Annotated in this window: 14 protein-coding genes; 1 reads left to right on the top strand and 13 read right to left on the bottom strand. The window is 35.6% G+C overall.

Annotated features, from left to right (window positions below):
• Positions 1-42 precede the first annotated feature (42 nt).
• A complete protein-coding gene (locus MCS_RS00525; protein WP_004854347.1) occupies positions 43-657 on the bottom strand; it encodes an invasion associated locus B family protein in 615 nt (204 codons plus the stop codon).
• A 424-nt stretch (positions 658-1,081) separates the two neighbouring features.
• On the opposite strand from MCS_RS00525, the gene MCS_RS00520 reads away from it, so the two are divergent.
• Positions 1,082-2,803 (top strand): extracellular solute-binding protein, encoded by a 1,722-nt coding sequence (locus tag MCS_RS00520; RefSeq protein WP_004854346.1) that lies wholly within the window; start codon positions 1,082-1,084, stop codon positions 2,801-2,803.
• Positions 2,804-2,987: 184 nt separating this feature from the next.
• Here MCS_RS00520 and MCS_RS00515 read toward each other — a convergent pair whose 3' ends face one another.
• From MCS_RS00515 to nuoK, 12 genes are all read right to left on the bottom strand, one after another.
• Positions 2,988-3,860 carry a hypothetical protein gene (locus MCS_RS00515; protein ID WP_004854343.1) on the bottom strand — a complete coding sequence of 291 codons (873 nt, stop codon included), beginning with the start codon at positions 3,858-3,860 and terminating at the stop codon, positions 2,988-2,990.
• Between the two features lie 243 nt (positions 3,861-4,103).
• The gene (gene mfd / locus MCS_RS00510) at positions 4,104-7,595 is read right to left on the bottom strand and encodes a transcription-repair coupling factor (RefSeq protein WP_004854341.1); all 3,492 of its coding nucleotides are present in this window, start codon (positions 7,593-7,595) and stop codon (positions 4,104-4,106) included.
• Position 7,596: 1 nt separating this feature from the next.
• The gene (locus tag MCS_RS00505; RefSeq protein WP_004854339.1) at positions 7,597-7,893 is read right to left on the bottom strand and encodes an FAD assembly factor SdhE; all 297 of its coding nucleotides are present in this window, start codon (positions 7,891-7,893) and stop codon (positions 7,597-7,599) included.
• 72 nt (positions 7,894-7,965) lie between these two features.
• The gene (locus MCS_RS00500) at positions 7,966-8,646 is read right to left on the bottom strand and encodes an ABC transporter ATP-binding protein (protein WP_004854337.1); all 681 of its coding nucleotides are present in this window, start codon (positions 8,644-8,646) and stop codon (positions 7,966-7,968) included.
• A 2-nt stretch (positions 8,647-8,648) separates the two neighbouring features.
• Entirely contained in the window at positions 8,649-9,917 is a 1,269-nt protein-coding gene (locus MCS_RS00495; RefSeq protein ID WP_004854334.1) for a lipoprotein-releasing ABC transporter permease subunit, read from the bottom strand.
• A gap of 11 nt (positions 9,918-9,928) precedes the next feature.
• Entirely contained in the window at positions 9,929-11,254 is a 1,326-nt protein-coding gene (gene proS, locus MCS_RS00490) for a proline--tRNA ligase (RefSeq protein ID WP_004854331.1), read from the bottom strand.
• A 213-nt stretch (positions 11,255-11,467) separates the two neighbouring features.
• Positions 11,468-13,144, bottom strand: a complete 1,677-nt coding sequence (locus tag MCS_RS00485) for a ribonuclease J (RefSeq protein ID WP_004854330.1) — start codon at positions 13,142-13,144, stop codon at positions 11,468-11,470.
• Positions 13,145-13,195: 51 nt separating this feature from the next.
• Complete coding sequence (locus MCS_RS00480; protein ID WP_004854328.1) at positions 13,196-14,005, bottom strand: biotin--[acetyl-CoA-carboxylase] ligase; 810 nt, start codon at positions 14,003-14,005, stop codon at positions 13,196-13,198.
• Positions 14,005-15,459, bottom strand: coding sequence for an NADH-quinone oxidoreductase subunit NuoN (nuoN, locus tag MCS_RS00475; RefSeq protein ID WP_004854325.1), 1,455 nt, complete (start codon positions 15,457-15,459; stop codon positions 14,005-14,007). Before nuoN ends, MCS_RS00480 begins: the two co-directional genes overlap by 1 nt.
• 18 nt (positions 15,460-15,477) lie before the next feature.
• The gene (locus MCS_RS00470; protein ID WP_004854324.1) at positions 15,478-16,947 is read right to left on the bottom strand and encodes an NADH-quinone oxidoreductase subunit M; all 1,470 of its coding nucleotides are present in this window, start codon (positions 16,945-16,947) and stop codon (positions 15,478-15,480) included.
• Positions 16,947-18,911 (bottom strand): NADH-quinone oxidoreductase subunit L, encoded by a 1,965-nt coding sequence (gene nuoL, locus MCS_RS00465; protein ID WP_004854322.1) that lies wholly within the window; start codon positions 18,909-18,911, stop codon positions 16,947-16,949. Before nuoL ends, MCS_RS00470 begins: the two co-directional genes overlap by 1 nt.
• Positions 18,912-18,917: 6 nt before the next feature.
• Positions 18,918-19,226, bottom strand: coding sequence for an NADH-quinone oxidoreductase subunit NuoK (nuoK, locus tag MCS_RS00460; RefSeq protein ID WP_004854320.1), 309 nt, complete (start codon positions 19,224-19,226; stop codon positions 18,918-18,920).
• Positions 19,227-19,234 lie beyond the last annotated feature (8 nt).

Raw genomic sequence — 19,234 nt, 5'->3', positions numbered from 1 at the left:
ATCAAATAAAAGAATTCTAAATAATTATTCTATGTTATAGAATTACTTGTTTTGTTTTGCTTTCTCTTGTTCAGCCCGCATACGGTCTTCAATTTCTTTTTGTTTTGATTGAATAGCTTGTTGCAATTTTATTTGTTCTTGTTGAAAATCTTTTTCTTCCATACCAGGACCTGTGTATGCTGCTGTGAATCCATTCAGAGAAAATTCAATAGGATTAGCTGAGCCGCGGAAATTAATTGTGGTTACAACCATTTTCGAACCACTTTTCATAGCGGCAATAAGTTTATCATCTAAAATATCATTAGCAATACAGCTTGGTCCATTACAAATAATATAAGGAACTTTTTTAGAAAAATTGTCGCCAATTTGAATATGAACACCTTCTGGCAAGAAACGTCCAGTAGGAACTTGGATACCTATACGTTTTTCATTTTGTTTTCCCTTTATCTCAACGAGATTAAAAGCCGTTAAGGGTTGTCCAGTATTTGATACAACAGTATTCATTGTATTACAGATATCAACATCGCTCTGTTTGCTACAAACCTTGTACCAACCTTGGGATAAAGTTTGCGCACTTGCAGGAATATAGAATGTGAAAAAAAGGGCAACAGTTCCAGCTAAAACTGAAATAACAGAATAGACATTTTTATGCGGCATGATTAAGTTGATCCTTTCAACGCGCTTTTATAATTACAACATTCTTAATATTAAGAATACTAAATATAATTTCTTCTAAGTGTATTAAATTAAAATCAATAAAATGACACCCTCTAGTGTATGTTTCTTACTTCAATATAAAGAAAAAAGTCAAATTGAGAAAAAGAAAGCCACAAACAGTCAATTAAATCTTTATATAATATGTGTCTAATATCCCCTTCTATTGCATTAATATTTTTTATAAATATTTATTCATAAAATACCTCAGTGCAATCGAATGAGGTAAGATTACATAAACGAATCAATATTGCAATATCATTTAAAGTAAACTCCTATGTCGCCCTACCGCTCTTACTGTTTTAAAATTTTCTTTATAATTATAATTCTTTTTTTAAGTCGTAGCGCTCTAGCAACAGGTATTGCAATGCATGGAGAACCGAAATTATCAGATAAATTTGATTATTTTCCTTATGCCTCTCCCAATGCAAACAAAAAAGGTAAAGTTACTTATGGTGTTGTTGGAACATTTGATGGATTAAATCCATTTGTGATCCGCAGTTTTCGAACAACTGCAAGAGGACTTTTTTCTGATGAACTTTTTTCTGGTCTTGTTTATGAATCAATGATGGTACGTTCTCGTGATGAAGCCTTTACACTTTATAGCCTTTTAGCAGAAAAAGTTGAATTAAATGATGAACGTACTGAAATTACCTTTTTTCTTAATCCAAAGGCGCATTTTTCAGATGGAAAACCTATAACAATTGAAGATGTTATTTTTACAATAAAGCTCCTTCAAGATAAAGGAAGACCTCCATTTAATCGCTATATGAAACGCATAGAATCTGTCGAAAAAGTTGGTAATTATGGTATCAAAATACGCTTCCCAAATTCAAAAGATCGCGAATTTCCTCTTCTCTTAGCAAGCGTAATGCCTATATTGCCTAAACATGCTATTAACATTGATGATTTTGAAAAAAACGGCTTAAATAAAATTCTAGGAAGTGGACCCTATGTTATTGAGCATGTTGATCTAGGTGAACGTATTATTTATAAACGTAATCCTCATTATTGGGGAAAAGATCTTTCTGTAAATAAAGGGATGAATAATTTTGAGATTATTCAAATTGAATATTTTCGTAATGATACAGCGCGCTTTGAAGCGTTTAAAAAAGGCTTAATTGATGTCTTTATTGAAACAAATCCAAATCGTTGGCTGCATTCTTATAATTTTCCAGCTGCTCGTGATGGGCGGGTTATCAAAGAGAGTTTTTCAAAAGGAACCCCTGCTGATCTTATGGGTTTTGTTTTTAATACACGTCGCACAGTTTTTAAAGATAAAAAAGTACGACAGGCTTTATCGTTACTTTTCGATTTTGAATGGGTCAATCATCATCTTTTCAATAATATCTATAGAAGAACAGAAGGTTATTGGTATGGATCTATTCTTTCAGCTGTCGGGAGAGCAGCAAGCAAAGAAGAAAGGGTACTTTTAGCACCTTATCCTGATGCTGTACTTCCTGAAGTCATGGATGGAAGCTGGCATATGCCCAAAACAAATGGATCAGGAATGGATCGCCTCATAACCCAAAAGGCTTGGAAACTTTTACAAGAAGCGGGATTTACCAAAAAAAATAATAGAGTGATTGCTCCCAATGGTTTGCCTTTTCAATTTGAAATTATGACACAATCTCTCGAAGAAGAAAAAATAGCACTCGCATTTCAAAGTACTTTGTCACGCCTTGGTATTCACACCGAAATAAGAACTGTTGATGATAGCCAATATCAAAATCGTTTAGGAATGTTTGATTATGATATGATTATAGGAAAATTAAGAAATTCTCTCTCTCCAGGAAACGAACAAATAAATCGTTGGAGTTCAGCTTCTCGAAATTTAAAAGGAAGTTTTAACTTCGCTGGAGCAGCGGATCCTGCTATAGATGCGATGATAAAAGCAATACTCGATGCACGTTCAGATATTGATTTCATTACAGCAGTTCGTGCTTTAGATAGAATTCTTATTTCTGGGAGTTATTACATACCGCTTTATCATTTACCTGAACAGTGGGTAGCACGCTGGTCGTATATTAAGCACCCTACTTATACACCACTTTATGGCTACCGCCTTCCCGCTTGGTGGCGTGAATAAAAAATATTTTAAAAATATAAATACTTATAAACTTTAATTATATAGTGTAATCAAACAGAAAAACTCTTACAAAAATTAAAAGTTTTATGTCATAATCATAATTAATATAACGTATTATAGTCTTTTTATTAAAAATTTAATATTACTTTATCTTATAAAACTATTACCATAATAATGGATACAGCTACTTTTTGTTAAGCCATTCTTCAATATGAGAGCGCATACGATTTAGAATGTTTTTTTTCTTATCTGGAAGCATTATATTATGTATTTTTCTTATAGTCTTACACCACAAAGGGAGATTTTTCACGCTTGAGGGATTGCGTGTTATTCTGTCCTTTGTATCATTAAGCATATATTCTTTGAAATCAGAAAGGCTTATCGTCATAAGCTCCTCAAGTCCCTTGATTAATTCTTGATCTATTAAATTAATTGCTTCCTTTGCCCAACTAAAATCTTCTTCTTTCCAACCAAAGTCTTTACGCAATAAATCTCCTACATCAGAGCGCAGAATATCCTCATTAATTTTGCAACTAAGAATGAACATTGGATAATATTTCACGATTTCATAAATACTTCTATTGTCAAGATGATCTATATAATCATCGTCATTCAATCCTAATTCATAAGGACGTCGAGATTTCAGATATCTTCTTACTTTACTCACTTTTCCTTCATATTCCCCTATTTCATATTCTCTTGCTCTATGTGCTCTGGATATAAATTCTTGTTTTTCTTTAGCTAAATCATGCAATTCAGAACTAAGATTAATGCGCTCATCAATAAGCTTTTTTTGTTCTTGTATAAGCTTATCATATTCTGTACTAGGAGTGTGTATTTGTGAAAGAGTTAAATCAGCAACTGCTTTTTCAATAAACTTTATTCTCTTTTCAATAACTCTTAATCTTTCTTTAACATGCTTGTATTTTTCATCAAGAGTCAAATTAGAAAGAGGTAATTCTATTAAGCTAACCTTAGCATAAGTACTTTTTACGCTACATATAAAATTCGTTAACAAAAAAACTATTATTAAAAATCTCTGTAATGAGAAAATCATATTATCCTATTTTTTTCTCTTAAAGGCTTTGTAGATAAATACTATACGATATTATCGTTTTTATAATTTTGTTGTTTAATCTATTTTGTTTATTATATCAATATGTATTATATTGATATTATTTAAATTGGGGATTCCATGATTTTTCGTAACTGAGATAAAATGTATTCTTATGAATAAGGTAATAAGTTTAAAAAAATGAGCGATAGTTTTGAAATAAAAGGAAAAAGTTTCTAAACAGGATTATTGTTCTATCATTTCTACGAGCTGTGTCATAACCTTTGCTGCCCCAATAAGTCTTTTATCTACTGTAGACCAATCCCGAATAAGAACAATACTTTGATCTGGTCGAATTTTCGCCATTGAACCTTGTTTCCCAACCCATTGAACAAGAGCAACACTATTTGCGAAATAGTTATTGCGAAATTGTATGACAATTCCTTTTGGTCCAGCATCTAATTTTTCCACATGAGCTTTTCGACATAATGCTTTAATGTAAACAATTTTGAGAAGATATTGAACTTCAAGTGGAAGAGCACCAAAGCGATCAACCAATTCAGCTCCTAAATCATTGATTTCTTCTAAATCATTAAGATCCATTAAACGACGATAAAGGCTCATGCGTAAAGATAAATCAGGTACAAAACTTTGTGGTATCATAACTGTTGTAGCCAATGAAATTTGAGGCGACCATTGACTGTCTTCGTTATGTTCCCCGTCTTTTAGCTCTGTAACCGCCTCTTCAAGCATTTTTTGATACAGCTCAAATCCAACTTCCTTAATATGTCCAGACTGTTCTTCACCCAATAAATTACCTGAACCGCGAATATCCATATCATGGCTTGCCAATTGAAAACCAGCACCTAATGTATCAAGAGATTGTAAAACTTTAAGACGGCGATCAGCAGCAGGAGTTAAAACTTTACCAGAAGGAAAAGTAAAGAGTGCATAAGCGCGCTGTTTTGAGCGTCCTACCCTACCACGTAATTGGTAGAGAGCAGAGAGCCCAAACATTTCAGCACGGTGTACGATTAATGTATTAGCGGTAGGAATATCAAGCCCTGATTCAATAATGGTTGTTGAAAGCAAAACATCATATTGTTTATCATAAAATGCGGTCATGATATCATCAAGCTGTCCAGCAGGCATTTGTCCATGAGCAATAACAAACTTGAGTTCTGGAACATGCTCTTTAAGGTATTCTTCTACAAAGGCAAGATCAGAAATACGAGGGCAAACGTAAAAACTCTGTCCACCACGATAATATTCACGAAGTAATGTCTCACGTATAACAAGTGTATCAAAAGGGGAAATAAAAGTGCGTACAGCCATTCTATCAATGGGCGGTGTAGTTATTAAGGAAAGCTCACGTAAACCCGATAAAGCAAGTCCTAAAGTACGTGGGATAGGAGTTGCTGAAAGCGTGAGAACATGAATATCACTTTTTAATTCTTTTAAACGTTCTTTATGCTTTACACCAAAATGTTGCTCCTCATCAATAATAAGGAGTCCTAAACGTGAGAAATTAATCGATTCACTAAGAAGTGCATGCGTTCCAATAACAATATCAATGGTTCCTTCTGAAATATTTTTTTTGACTTGTGCAAGCTCTTTAGCTTTCACAAGCCTTGAAACATGACCTATCTTAATCGGTAACCCTTGAAAACGTGAGAGGAAAGTCTGATAATGTTGTCGTGAAAGTAATGTTGTTGGTACAACAAGAGCAACTTGATAACCATTTAATGCTGCAACAAACGCACTGCGAATAGCAACTTCTGTTTTCCCAAAACCAACATCCCCACAAATCAACCTATCCATAGGCTTTCCTGCTGCTAAATCATCTAAAACAGCTTTAATAGCATCCATCTGATCTTGTGTTTCTTCATAAGGAAAACGTGCAACAAATTCTTCAAATACTCCAGTTGGAGGCACTAAGACAGGTGCAGAACGCGTTGTGCGCTCTGCCGCTATACGAATCAATTGTTCAGCAATTTTTAACAAATGTTTCTTAAGTCGCGTTTTACGTGCCTGCCAAGCAACACCACCTAATTTATCTAACGTTACACCTGTAACTTCCGATCCATAACGTGAGAGCAATTCAATATTTTCAACTGGTAAAAAAAGTCGATCACCTCCAGCGTAATTGATCTCAAGACAATCACGTAAAACTCCTGTAGTTGTAATAGTTTTTAAACCAACAAATTGCCCAATACCGTGGTCAGTATGCACAACAAAGTCACCGGAATTCAAAGTCGTAATTTCAGAAATAAAATGCGCATTATTCTTACGTCTTTTGGGTGACCTCACTAATCTATCACCTAAAATATCTTGTTCTGCTATAATAGCAAAATCTCCGATTTCAAAACCATGCTCAATCATTATGACCGCCGCAGATATACGATCACGAGGCATTGCTTTTACAGTTTGTAATGATTTGACAATTTCTATTTTTTTCAATCCATGATCATCAAGAACCTGCAACAAACGATTCATAGATCCTTCGCTCCAACAAGCTAAAAGAACTTTTTTTCCAGCACTCCGTAATGAAAAAATATGCTCAACAACACTTGAAAACACATTTTTATCTTGAGCATTGCGCTCTTTTACAAAATCATATCCCGATACAGTATTTGCATGAATAATTGTTTTTCCCAAAGCTTGTGGAGCACTAAAAGGTGTAAAATCAATACGTTGCCCAACTTGTTGCACATGTGTTAAAATCTGTTCTGGTGTGAAATAGAGTAGTTTTGGCTCTATTGGTCGATAAGAAAAATTGCTGTCTCTATCATTTTCACGCTCTTTACGAGCATCATAATAATCTTCAATAAGACGATAACGCTCAAGTAATACTTCTTCTATGAGTGGTTCGAAAACAACTGTGGAATTACCACAATAGTCAAAAAAATTATCGAGTTTCTCATAAAAAAAGGGCAGCCAATGTTCCATACCAGAAAAACGCCGCCCTTGAGAAATAGCTTCATAAAGTGCGTCATTTTTTTTAAGCACACCAAAAGTACGCGTATAACTACTTTTAAATCGACTAATACATTCTGGAGTAAGGATAACTTCACTCATCGGCTGCAAAAAAAGATCTGTTCTATTTGCTGTAGTGCGTTGTGTAGCAGCATCAAATCCACGAATTGTTTCCAAAGTACTGCCAAAAAAATCAAGACGCAAGGGTTCAACATCACCAGGAGGAAAAATATCAATAATTCCTCCTCTTACGGCAAATTCCCCAATATCACGCACAATCGCAACGCGCTCAAAACCATTTCGTTCTAAGTAACAAATTACATTCTTCATATCGATACATTGACCAACACGTGCGTGAAGAATCTGATCATTCATCATTGTACAAGGTGGTAATTTTTGGATAATTGCATTTGTAGTTGTCAATATAATCGCAGAATGCGCATTTTTTCGTAAATTTAATATATGTGCTAAAGTAGAAAGACGACGTGCAAGAACAGAAACTCCGGGAGATACACGATCGTAAGGTAAACAATCCCACGCAGGAAATTGAAGAACAGGTAAATTAGGCTCAATAAAACTTAACGCTTGCTGTAAATAAAAAATTTTTGTTCCATCACGAACAACATAGACAAGTGGTTTACCTTGAGAAATTGTAGAACTCAATTTAGCAAGCGCAAAGGCTTCAAATCCATCAATAACACCATCAAAAATTATGCAAGATTGCATATTTTGAGGGATAATAATTTTTTTAAATATTGGCATCTTAGGTCAAATTAAAATTTAAGCAAGAACGATAATTGGCAATATCACGAAAAAGTAAACTATCAACCTCAGAAGGTGGAGAAATTTCTCCAGTAATCCATGCCAACAAATCACGGTCATCAAAAGACATAATATATTCAAGTTCAGCAACCATTTCATCACTCATCCCTACAATATGAGCGTCTACATAATGCCCAAAAATGAGATCCATTTCGCGAATACCTCTGTGCCATGCACGAAAAACCAATCGGCGGCGACGTGAATCCAATTGATTTTCGTCAACGACAAAAATTGTCATAAAAATCTCCTTCTAGGTGAAAAGTGATATAAATTATGGTTTCAACTTTAAGAATAAATTCTGATCTCACCTCTAAGGAAGTTCAATAATCTTTTTTTCTTTCAGCGTAATGCGACGGTGCATTTGCTTAGCTAAACCATAATTGTGCGTCGCAATAAGAGCCGAAAGACCAGATTGACGAACAAGTGTAAACAAAGCCTGAAATACATAAGCTGAAGTTACGGGATCAAGATTTCCTGTTGGTTCATCTGCCAAAAGGACTGAAGGACCATTTGCTACAGCACGCGCAATTGCAACACGTTGCTGTTCTCCACCAGACAATTCTGATGGCCGGTGTTTTGCACGATGAGAAACACGAAGATATTTTAATAATTTCAGTGAACGATCTTCTGCTATAGATTTTTTAAATCCTGCTATCATTTGTGGGATCATGACATTTTCTAAAGCTGTAAATTCTGGGAGTAAATGATGAAATTGATAAACGAAACCAATATCATTTCGCCTAATTGCTGTTCGCTCACTATCAGAAAGCTTTCCACAAGACATCCCTCGTAATAACACATCACCAGCTGTTGGTTTTTCTAATAATCCAGCAATATGAAGAAGTGTTGATTTTCCAGCACCAGATGGAGCAACAAGCGCTACAAGTTCTCCACGATTGAGCACAAAATTAGCTTTATCTAAAATAATGAGAGGCCTATTATTCTCAGAAAAATGGCGCTCGATCTCAACAAGCTCTAAAATAGCTGACATTATTACTCATACCTCAAAGCTTGAACAGGATCTAATTTAGCAGCTCGCCATGCTGGAATGAGTGCTGCAAGAAATGACAAGAATAAAGCCATCATAGCTACTATAGCCGTCTGTTTCCATTCAATTTGAGCAGGCAATTTTGTTAGGAAATAAAGTTGAGGATTAAAAACATCAACATTAAACAACCAAGATATAAAATCCTGAATATGATTGATATTTGCGGTCGTTATGATACCTAAAATCAGCCCTAATATTGTTCCAATAACCCCAATCATCATACCTGTGGTAATAAATATACGCAGAATCGCACTTTGATGTGCACCCATTGTACGCAAAATTGCAATATCATGGCTTTTATCTTTCACAAGCATAATCAATCCTGAAATAATATTTAAAGCAGCAACAAGGACAATAAGAGAAAGAATAAAAAACATAACATTTCGTTCAATTTGTAAGGCGGAAAAAAAAGCCTGATTGCGTGCACGCCAATCAATTAAATATACCTTCTGATTAATTACTTTTTCTACTGTTGGTTTTATCTGATCAACAGCATCTGGATTATTAAGAAATAACTCTAAAGACTGAACCTTATCCTCTAAATTAAAAAACATTTGTGCTTCTTGGAGAGGCATAAAAACAAAAATTGAATCATACTCAGACATACCAACTTCAAAAATCGCAATGACTTTATAAGCTTTCACACGAGGCGTAACTCCGAAAGGAGTCGCATCACCATCTGGTGTAATAATACGAAGATCACTCCCAACTGTGAGTCCTAATTTTTCTGCTAAGCCAAGTCCAATTGCAACCCCTTCCTCTTTATCAAATTGGGCAAGTGTTCCTAATTTAATGTTTTGGGATACTGTTTTAAGCTTTTCCAAATCTTGTTTACGCATACCACGAATTAAAGCACCGGTTCCTCCTTCAACTTCACCTTGTACAAGTGCTTGCCCTTCAACGATAGGCAAAGCAAATTTTATTCCATTCACGGATTCCAGAGAAGAAATCATAGTGTTATAATCGGTAAAACCAGCTCCAATTGTCTGAACAACAAGGTGTCCATTCATACCAAGAATACGATTGAGAAGTTCTGCACGAAAACCATTCATCACCGCCATAACAACAACGAGTGCAAATACACCTAGCATAATTCCAATAAGAGAAATGATTGAAATAACAGATGCAACAACATGCTTTCTATTAGGAATCATATAACGAAAAGCAATCATCCATTCATAAGATGAAAACCATTTACTGCTCAACCACTTCATAATATTGCCTATCAAAACACAGAAAACTGATTGAGTACAGCTTCAACCGTTAGAGATTTTTTAACACCTGTTTTTCGATCTTTCATTTCAACTTCATTTTGCGCAATGCTTTTAGGCCCAACAATTATTTGTGTTGGTAAGCCAATTAAATCCATTGTTGCAAATTTGGTTCCGGGACGCTCATTTCTATCATCTAATAATGGATCAAAACCAGCACGTCTTAATCCTTGATAGAGCATTTCACATGTCTGTGTACATTTTTCATCCTCTGGTTTCATATTAATGATACCAAAATCGAATGGTGCGATAGACTTTGGCCAAATAATACCATTTTCGTCATGAGAAGCCTCAATAGCTGCCGCAACAAGACGTGAAGGCCCAATACCATAAGATCCCATAGAAACAATATGTTCTTTTCCATCTTGTCCCATAACCTTAGCTCCCATTGGAGCAGAATATTTCGTGCCAAAGTGGAAAATATGCCCTACTTCAATACCACGCGCTGCAAGACGATTATGATCAGAAATTTTAGCCCACTCTTCTTCATTATGCATTTCTTCTGTTGCTGCATAAAAAGATGTCCACTGTTTAACGATATCAGCTAAAACAGTTTTATCTCTAAAATCAATCGAACTGTCTGGAACAGTAAGTTCAAGAAATTGTCTATCACAAAATATAGCGCTCTCTCCCGTTTCAGCCAAAATAATAAATTCATGACTGAGTTCACCCCCAATTGGACCCGTATCAGCACGCATGGGAATTGCTCTTAAGCCAAGACAAGAAAAAGTACGTAAATAAGCAACAAACATTCGATTATAAGACGTTTTAGAACTCTCATAATCAAGATCAAAAGAGTAAGCATCTTTCATTAAAAACTCTCGTGAGCGCATCACACCAAAACGTGGACGGATTTCATCACGAAACTTCCATTGAATATGGTACAAGTTGAGTGGTAGATCCTTATAAGAACGAATATAGGAACGGAAAATATCTGTTACCATCTCTTCATTTGTCGGACCATAAAGCAAATCACGTTTTTGGCGATCTTTAATGCGGAGCATTTCTAAACCATAATCATCATAACGACCACTTTCACGCCAAAGATCTGCAGATTGAAGTGTAGGCATCAATATTTCTATAGCACCAGCACGTTCTTGCTCCTCACGAATAATTTTACAAACTTTATCAAGCACTTTTTTCCCCAAGGGAAGCCAAGAATAAATTCCTGATGTTTGTTGGCGAATCATACCGGCACGCAACATGAGCCGATGAGAAACAATCTCTGCTTCCTTAGGATTCTCTTTTAAAAGTGGGAGGAAATACTGAGAAAGACGCATTAAAACAATTAACTCCTAATAAAGACCACGGTACAAAATAATTTAAATATGCCCTACAACTTTTATAGCTACATTCTGTATATTTTCCAAATACAACATTCCTGTTATTTTAAAATTTATGTACCTTATATTTTATTTAGTGTATTCCTAGCGACAAAATAATTAAGAATCCTTTTTCTTTCTCTCAATAAAAAAATGCAAGAGCAAATTGCTTTATTTTGATCTATGCAAAAAGACTGTACAAATAGGCTTTTTTTGCCAAATTTCATTAACAGCTGCTCTCACTGCACGCCGTGTTGCTTCCCGAACGAGTTCATTATTTTTTCGTTTAACACGTGGAATATTATAGATTGTATTTTCTACAACATCCAAAAGAATATCTTTCACATTCCCACCATTTCTATTTTTTTCAGGTAGTCCAAATGTGCTAAGACCAATATCATCAGATAATTCATGTTTGCTATTCATATGGAGAGAAACGGAAACATGACCAGCATAACTTAGCTTGCGTCTTTCCCGAATTCCCAATTCATCTTCATCTCCAATCAAGCAACCATCTTTATAAATGCGTCCAACAGGAATTTGATCAATGACTTCTACGGGTTCTGGTGCAAGACGTAGTATACGACCATTTCTAACATCAGCAACAATTTTAATCCCTGCTTGACGTGCCAAAGTTGCCTGAGCAGTAAGATGCATTGCTTCACCATGTACAGGAACAAGTATTTGCGGTTTTACCCAATCATACATCTGTAAAAGTTCTGAACGACGTGGATGGCCAGAAACATGAACAAGAGCATCTTTATTGGTAATTATTTTAATTCCCAAATCCATAAAACGATTTTGTATTTCAATAATAGCTTTTTCGTTGCCTGGGATACTCCGCGATGAATAAATAACTGTATCACCCGTAGAAAGTGCAATTTTTCCCATTTCATTGCGTGATAATTTAGCTAAAGCTGCACACGGCTCACCCTGACTTCCCGTTACAACTAAAACGATATCTTTTCGCGGAATATAAGCATAATCATCTTCCGTAACAAATGGTGCCAAATCTTTCATATAACCAAGTTCTTCTGCAACCATAATACTTCGCTTAAGAGAGCGCCCAATGACAAGAACCTTTCGCCCAACAGATTCAGCGGCAAGAGCAATTGAACGTATTCTACCAATATTAGAAGAAAAAGTTGCAAGAGCAACACGCCCTTCCGCTTTCGAAATAATTTCAGAGAGACTTTCCTGAACTTGCTGTTCTGATGGTGATATACCATCCTGACAGGCATTAGTAGAATCACAAAGTAAAGCTAAAATACCTTTTTTGCCTAAAGTACGAAAACGTTTTTCATCAGTTACAGGACCAAGTGATGGTGTGTGATCAATTTTCCAATCACCCGTATGAATAACAGTACCTAAAGATGTTGTAATTGCCAAAGAAACAGCTTCCGGAATCGAATGATTAACAGCAATAGCCTCTACCGAAAAGGAACCAACCTGAAAACAATCGCCAGCTTGAAAAATATGGCATAAAATTTTACGAGATTCAAAATCTGATTGCCTTTTACACTCCAATAGTCCTGATGTAAAAGGGGTACAGTAAAGCGGGATGTTAAGCTGCGGTAACAAATCGAGAACAGCTCCATAATGATCTTCATGAGCATGAGTTAAAATAAGACCAGATATATTATGTTTTTCGCTTTCTAGAAAACGAATATCAGGCAAAATAAGATCTGCTCCAGGTAATTCAGGACCAGCAAAACTTACCCCCATATCAACAAGCAACCATTCACGAAGATTTTTGGGACCAAATCCATAAGCAGCCAGATTCATTCCAATTTCACCTACTCCTCCTAAAGGTAAAAAGACAAACTCATTCTTGTTGGCTGCAACCATAAATATCTCCTAAACATTAAGGTAATCTGATGGGAAATAAGATTTTATAAATTAATAACAACCTGCATTAGCAGAAGCAGCAAAACCAAAATGAACATCTCCAGCAGTTATGATAGCTTGCTGACCATTTTTTTGTTTTACAATGCAGTTGAAATCACTATCAAGACCATCAAAAATACCTTCAATGATTTTTTTATCATTAACTATTTTGATATGCTGTCCAAGATGAGCAGAATATAAAAGCCATTTCTTTCGGATTATATCACATCCCCCTGGTTGTTTCCAAAGAAGATAATTTTTAGAAAAATACTCCGTTAAAACCGTAAATAACTGTTCTGTTTTAACATTCAAACCAATATTCTTTAAACTTGAAGTAGGATATGGAGCATCTTCATAATGATATTTTACATTTATTCCCATACCAATAACCAATGCATACTGTTGTGGTATCAATTTAAAAATTTCAAGCAAAACTCCAGAGCTTTTAGCTCCTCCTAACAAAATATCATTTGGCCATTTTAAACGAACAATACTGTCTGCTTGCTTTTCATCTTTTATAAATTGTTTTATTGCTTCTACCACACTTACCCCAGCAACAAAACCAAGCTGAGCAGAAGTTTTGTGAACAATATCATCAATTAACAAAAGACTAGAATAAAGATTGCCTTTCGGGCTATGCCATACCCTACCTCTTCTTGCTCTTCCCTGTGTTTGCTCCTGTGCAACAACCCAAAGATAGCCCTGATGGCCATCTTGTGCTTTTTGTTGTGCAATGAGATTTGTTGAAGTAACACTCTCGTACGATTCAACAGAGTATCCTTGCTTTTGTGCGAAATCTGATAAGATATAAACCATATTCATTAAAATAATGCGGCTGCTGCTTTTTCTGCTAACTCAGCAAACCAAATTCCCCCAAAAGTGTAAAATAAAATAAACAATGCAGAAACGCCAAGACAAAACCGAAGCTCATTCGATAAAACAACAAAATGCGCTTTTGCATCATCAAACCACATAATTTTAATAATCCGTAAATAATAGAAAGCTCCAATAACAGATGCTATCATACCAACAACAGCAAGTGGAATAAGACCAGCATGAACAGCAGCAGAAAATGTATACCACTTCCCAAAAAAACCGGCCATAGGCGGTATACTTGCTAAAGAGAAAAGTTGTATTGTCATCACGACAGCCATAAATGGATTTGTCTTTATTAATCCCGAAAGATCATAAATATTTTCAACATTCCCATTGCTAGACCGCATTCCAAGAATAAAAGCAAATGAACCAAGTGTCATGACAAGATAAATAGTCATATAAAGAATAACGCTCTTTATCCCGAGCATATCTCCAGCAGCTAAACCAACAAGCGCATACCCCATATGACTAATTGATGAATAAGCCATTAACCGCTTAATATTGCTCTGGCCAATTGCAGCGAATGCACCAAGTATCATTGATGAAATTGCCATAAACACCAAAATTTGCTGCCATGCAGGCATGGAATCATCAAAACCACTTAGGGGACTAAAGGTCATAACAATAACACGAATAATTAATGCCATCGCAGCAATTTTAGGAGCAGCAGCAAAAAATGCTGTAATAGGTGTAGGCGCTCCTTCATAAACATCTGGTGTCCACATATGGAACGGAACCGCAGAAATTTTGAAAGCCAAACCTGATAAAATAAAAACAATTCCAAAAATAACCCCTAATTGCAAATTTTCACCTTTTAAAGCAACAGCAATTTCGCGAAAACCAATTTGACCGGTAAAACCATAAAGTAGAGAAATACCATAAAGCAGTATCCCTGAAGATAATGCTCCTAAAACAAAGTATTTTATACCTGCTTCAGAAGATTTTACATTATTACGATTGATAGCAGCTAAAACATATAATGCTAAAGATTGCAGTTCTAATCCCATATACAGTGATAGCATATTACTGGCTGAAATCATAAACATCATACCAAGGGTTGCTAAAAGTATGAGTACAGGAAATTCAAATACATCAAACTTTTGTGCATAGGTAAAACCAACAGACATAACAAGCGCGAAAAGCGCACCAATAAGTGTTAAAATTTTCATATAGCGACCGAAAGAATCGATAATAAGCGCATTGGTTTGAAATAAGCCACTTTTTGGAAAAATAACGATAATAATAATAGTTGCAACAAGAAGAGCAATTGCCAAACCAGTTATAGTTAAAGAGGAACGTACGTTGGAATAAACACCAATCAAAAGCAGCACTATTGCTCCCAGTGCTATTAAAATCTCTGGAAAAATTAACCCTAATTGAGCTATTATTTCAGTTTGCATGAATATTCTTCTCTTAATCTAATGCAGTTTATTGATGAGGGCTTTTATGGAAAATGCAGTTGCTTTAAAAATAGGCGTTGGATAGATTCCAAAAAATATTGTGAGAATAACCATTGGATACAGGATGAATTTCTCTCTTGAAGAGAGATCAACAAGTACTTTTAAATTTTCCTTATCTAGGGAACCAAAAACCACACGTCGATAAAGGTAAAGTGCATAAGCAGCGGACAAAATAACACCAGTTGTAGCAAAAACAACAATGCATTTATTTACTTGAAAGACACCTATTAAAGTTAAAAATTCACCTAAAAATCCTGAACTTCCAGGTAAACCAACATTAGCCATAGTAAAAATCAAGAAAACAACGGCATATTTTGGCATATTATTGACTAAACCGCCAAAAGCTGAAATTTCACGTGTGTGTAGACGATCGTAGATAACTCCAACACAAAGAAATAAAGCTGCTGAAACAATTCCATGCGAGAGCATTTGATAAATAGCACCTTGGATAGCCTGTTCATTAGCAGCAAAAATCCCCATTGTTACATATCCCATATGCGCTATTGAAGAATAAGCAATCAATTTTTTAATGTCACTTTGAACGAGTGCAACTAATGATGTATAAATAATAGCGATAAGCGACAAAGTAAAAACCAAAGGAGCAAAATTTGCTGAAGCGATAGGAAACATTGGTAAAGAAAAGCGAAGGAAACCATACCCACCTAATTTAAGTAAGACACCAGCTAAAATTACAGAGCCAGCCGTTGGTGCTTCCACGTGCGCATCAGGGAGCCATGTATGGACAGGCCACATCGGCATTTTAACCGCAAACGAGGCAAAAAATGCAAGCCATAACCATATTTGCATATGTGCAGGAAACTGATGATTTAACAAAGTCGGGATATCAAGCGTTCCGGATTCCCAATACATCGCCATGAGAGCAACCAGCATAAGTACTGAACCAAGTAAAGTGTATAGGAAGAACTTCATACTCGCGTAAACACGGCGATTGCCTCCCCAAACACCTATAATAATAAACATTGGGATAAGACTGCCTTCAAAAAAAACATAAAATAATATTGCATCAAGAGCACAAAAGACTCCAATAATCGCAACTTCAAGAAGAAGAAAAGCAATCATATAAGCCTTTAATCTATCTTTAATATTCTCCCAACTTGCTAAAATACAGAAAGGCAAAAGAAAAGCTGAAAGAACAACAAAAAGAATAGAAATACCATCAATTCCCATATGGTAGCTAATGCCCCCTCCTAACCAATTGAATTTCTCAACCATTTGAAAATGAGCGTTTGTATGATCAAAACCAGCCCAAATAATTAAAGAGATAATGAAAACAAAAACACTCGTAAAAAATGCTACATTGCGTATATTATGTCGTGCTGCTTCGCTATCATCTTTGATAAACAAAATTAAAATCACACCAACAAGTGGTAAAAATGTAACTGTAGAAAGAATAGGCCAATCGGTCATCAATTTAGGCCCCCTATCATCATCCATGTGATCAGCGATGCAATACCAATAAGCATTGCAAACGCATAATGATAAAGATATCCTGTCTGCATTCGAACAACTCTATTTGTAATATCAAGAACACGCGCTGCAATACCGTTCGGACCTAAACCATCAATTATTTTACCGTCCCCTACTTTCCAAAGGAAAGTACCTACTTTGAAGGCAGGACGAACAAATAAAATGTGATATAATTGGTCAAAATACCATTTCTGATAAAGAAAGTTATACATTCTAGGAAAGAGCCTAGCCAATTTCTTGGGAATGGAAGGAACAAAAATATAGAACAAATAAGCTGCCACGAATCCAAGAACCATCGCTGTAAATGGCGACCATTTTACCCAAGTGAAAACATTATGTGCCTCATGAAGAACGTGATTGTAGCTATTTGTAAATAACGCACCTTTCCAAAAAGCATCATACAAGTCTCCAAAAAAGTAGGGTTGAAAAAAAACACCCGCAAACATTGCCCCAATAGACAAAATAAAGAGTGGAATTAACATAACTAGTGGCGCTTCATGAACATGATGCATAACATCAACAGTTGCACGTGGTTTACCATGAAATGTCATAAAAATAAGTCGCCAAGAATAAAAACTTGTTAATAGCGCTGAAACAACAAGAAGCCAAAAAGCATATCCTGAAGCAATATTATGTGATGCAAAAGCGGATTCTATAATCGCATCCTTGGAGAAAAAACCAGCAGTCCCGAAAAGTGTTCCTGGAATCCCAACACCTGTCAATGCAATGGTTCCTATCATCATCATCCAATAAGTTACCTTTATATGTTTGCGTAATCCGCCCATTTTTCGCATATCTTGTTCATCAGATACCGCATGAATTACAGAGCCTGCACCAAGAAACAATAAGGCTTTAAAAAAAGCGTGTGTAAAAAGATGAAAAACGGCTGCTCCATAAGCTCCAACACCTAATGCCACAAACATATAACCAAGCTGTGAACATGTAGAATAAGCAATAACACGCTTAATATCATTCTGCACCAACCCCACAGTTGCTGCAAAAAACGCAGTCGTTGCTCCAACAATAACAATCACTGTTAAAGCGGTCGAAGAAAGTTCAAAAATTGGGGACATACGCGCAACCATAAAAACACCAGCTGTCACCATTGTTGCTGCATGAATAAGTGCTGATACAGGTGTTGGTCCCTCCATTGCATCAGGGAGCCATGTATGTAAAAGAAATTGTGCTGATTTTCCCATAGCTCCAATAAACAACAGAAGACATGTAATCGTAATTGCTGTCTGAACATCAAGCTTCCAACCTAAAAATGTTACATTTTGTATGAAGCTCTTGTCGGCAGCTTTTACAAAAATAGAAGCAAAATCAACTGATTGGAATAAAACAAAAATACTAAAGATCCCTAAGAGAAAACCAAAATCTCCAACACGATTAACCACAAAAGCTTTCATTGCAGCCTTATTGGCTGAATCGCGCTGAAACCAAAAACCAATAAGCAAATAAGAAGCAAGCCCCACACCTTCCCATCCAAAAAACATCTGAATCAAATTATTGGATGTCACCAACATAAGCATCATAAATGTAAATAAAGACAGATAAGAAAAAAAACGCGACCTTGAAGGATCATGGTGCATATAACCAATTGAATAAATATGCACTAATGCCGAAACACTGTTTACAACAATAAGCATGACAGCTGTTAATGTATCAATATGTAAAGCCCAATCAAAAGTTAATCCATCGACGGCAAGCCAATGTAATACCAAGACATCAACCATTGGAGCATGACCAAGTGCAATACCCCAAAAGGCTACCCAAGACAAGATGGCAACAATAACCATAAAGCTACATGTTATCAATTCACTCGCCCGATCTCCTATAGTTTTTCCACCTAGTGCAGCAATTAAAAAACCCAAAAGAGGAAGAAAGACAATTGTATAATACATTACTGGTCAGCCTTTCATCACATTAACATCTTCAACCGCTATAGAACCACGATTACGGAAAAAAACGACAAGAATTGCTAAACCGATTGCCGCTTCAGCAGCTGCTACTGTTAAGATAAATAAAGAAAATACCTGGCCAACAAGATCATGAAGAAACGCTGAAAAAGCAACAAAATTAAGATTAACGGACAATAATATAAGCTCAATAGACATCAAGATAATAATAACATTTTTTCTATTGAGAAAAATCCCAGCAATGCCAATTGTAAACATGAGAGCAGAAACAGTGAGATAATGAGAAATATCAATATGCATAGTTTTCC

The sequence above is a fragment of the Bartonella doshiae NCTC 12862 = ATCC 700133 genome, from assembly GCF_000278155.1.
GTDB classification, from domain to species: Bacteria; Pseudomonadota; Alphaproteobacteria; order Rhizobiales; family Rhizobiaceae; genus Bartonella; species Bartonella doshiae.
Note: the sequence above shows the minus strand (reverse complement) of the source record. Positions and strands in the feature narration are given on the sequence as shown.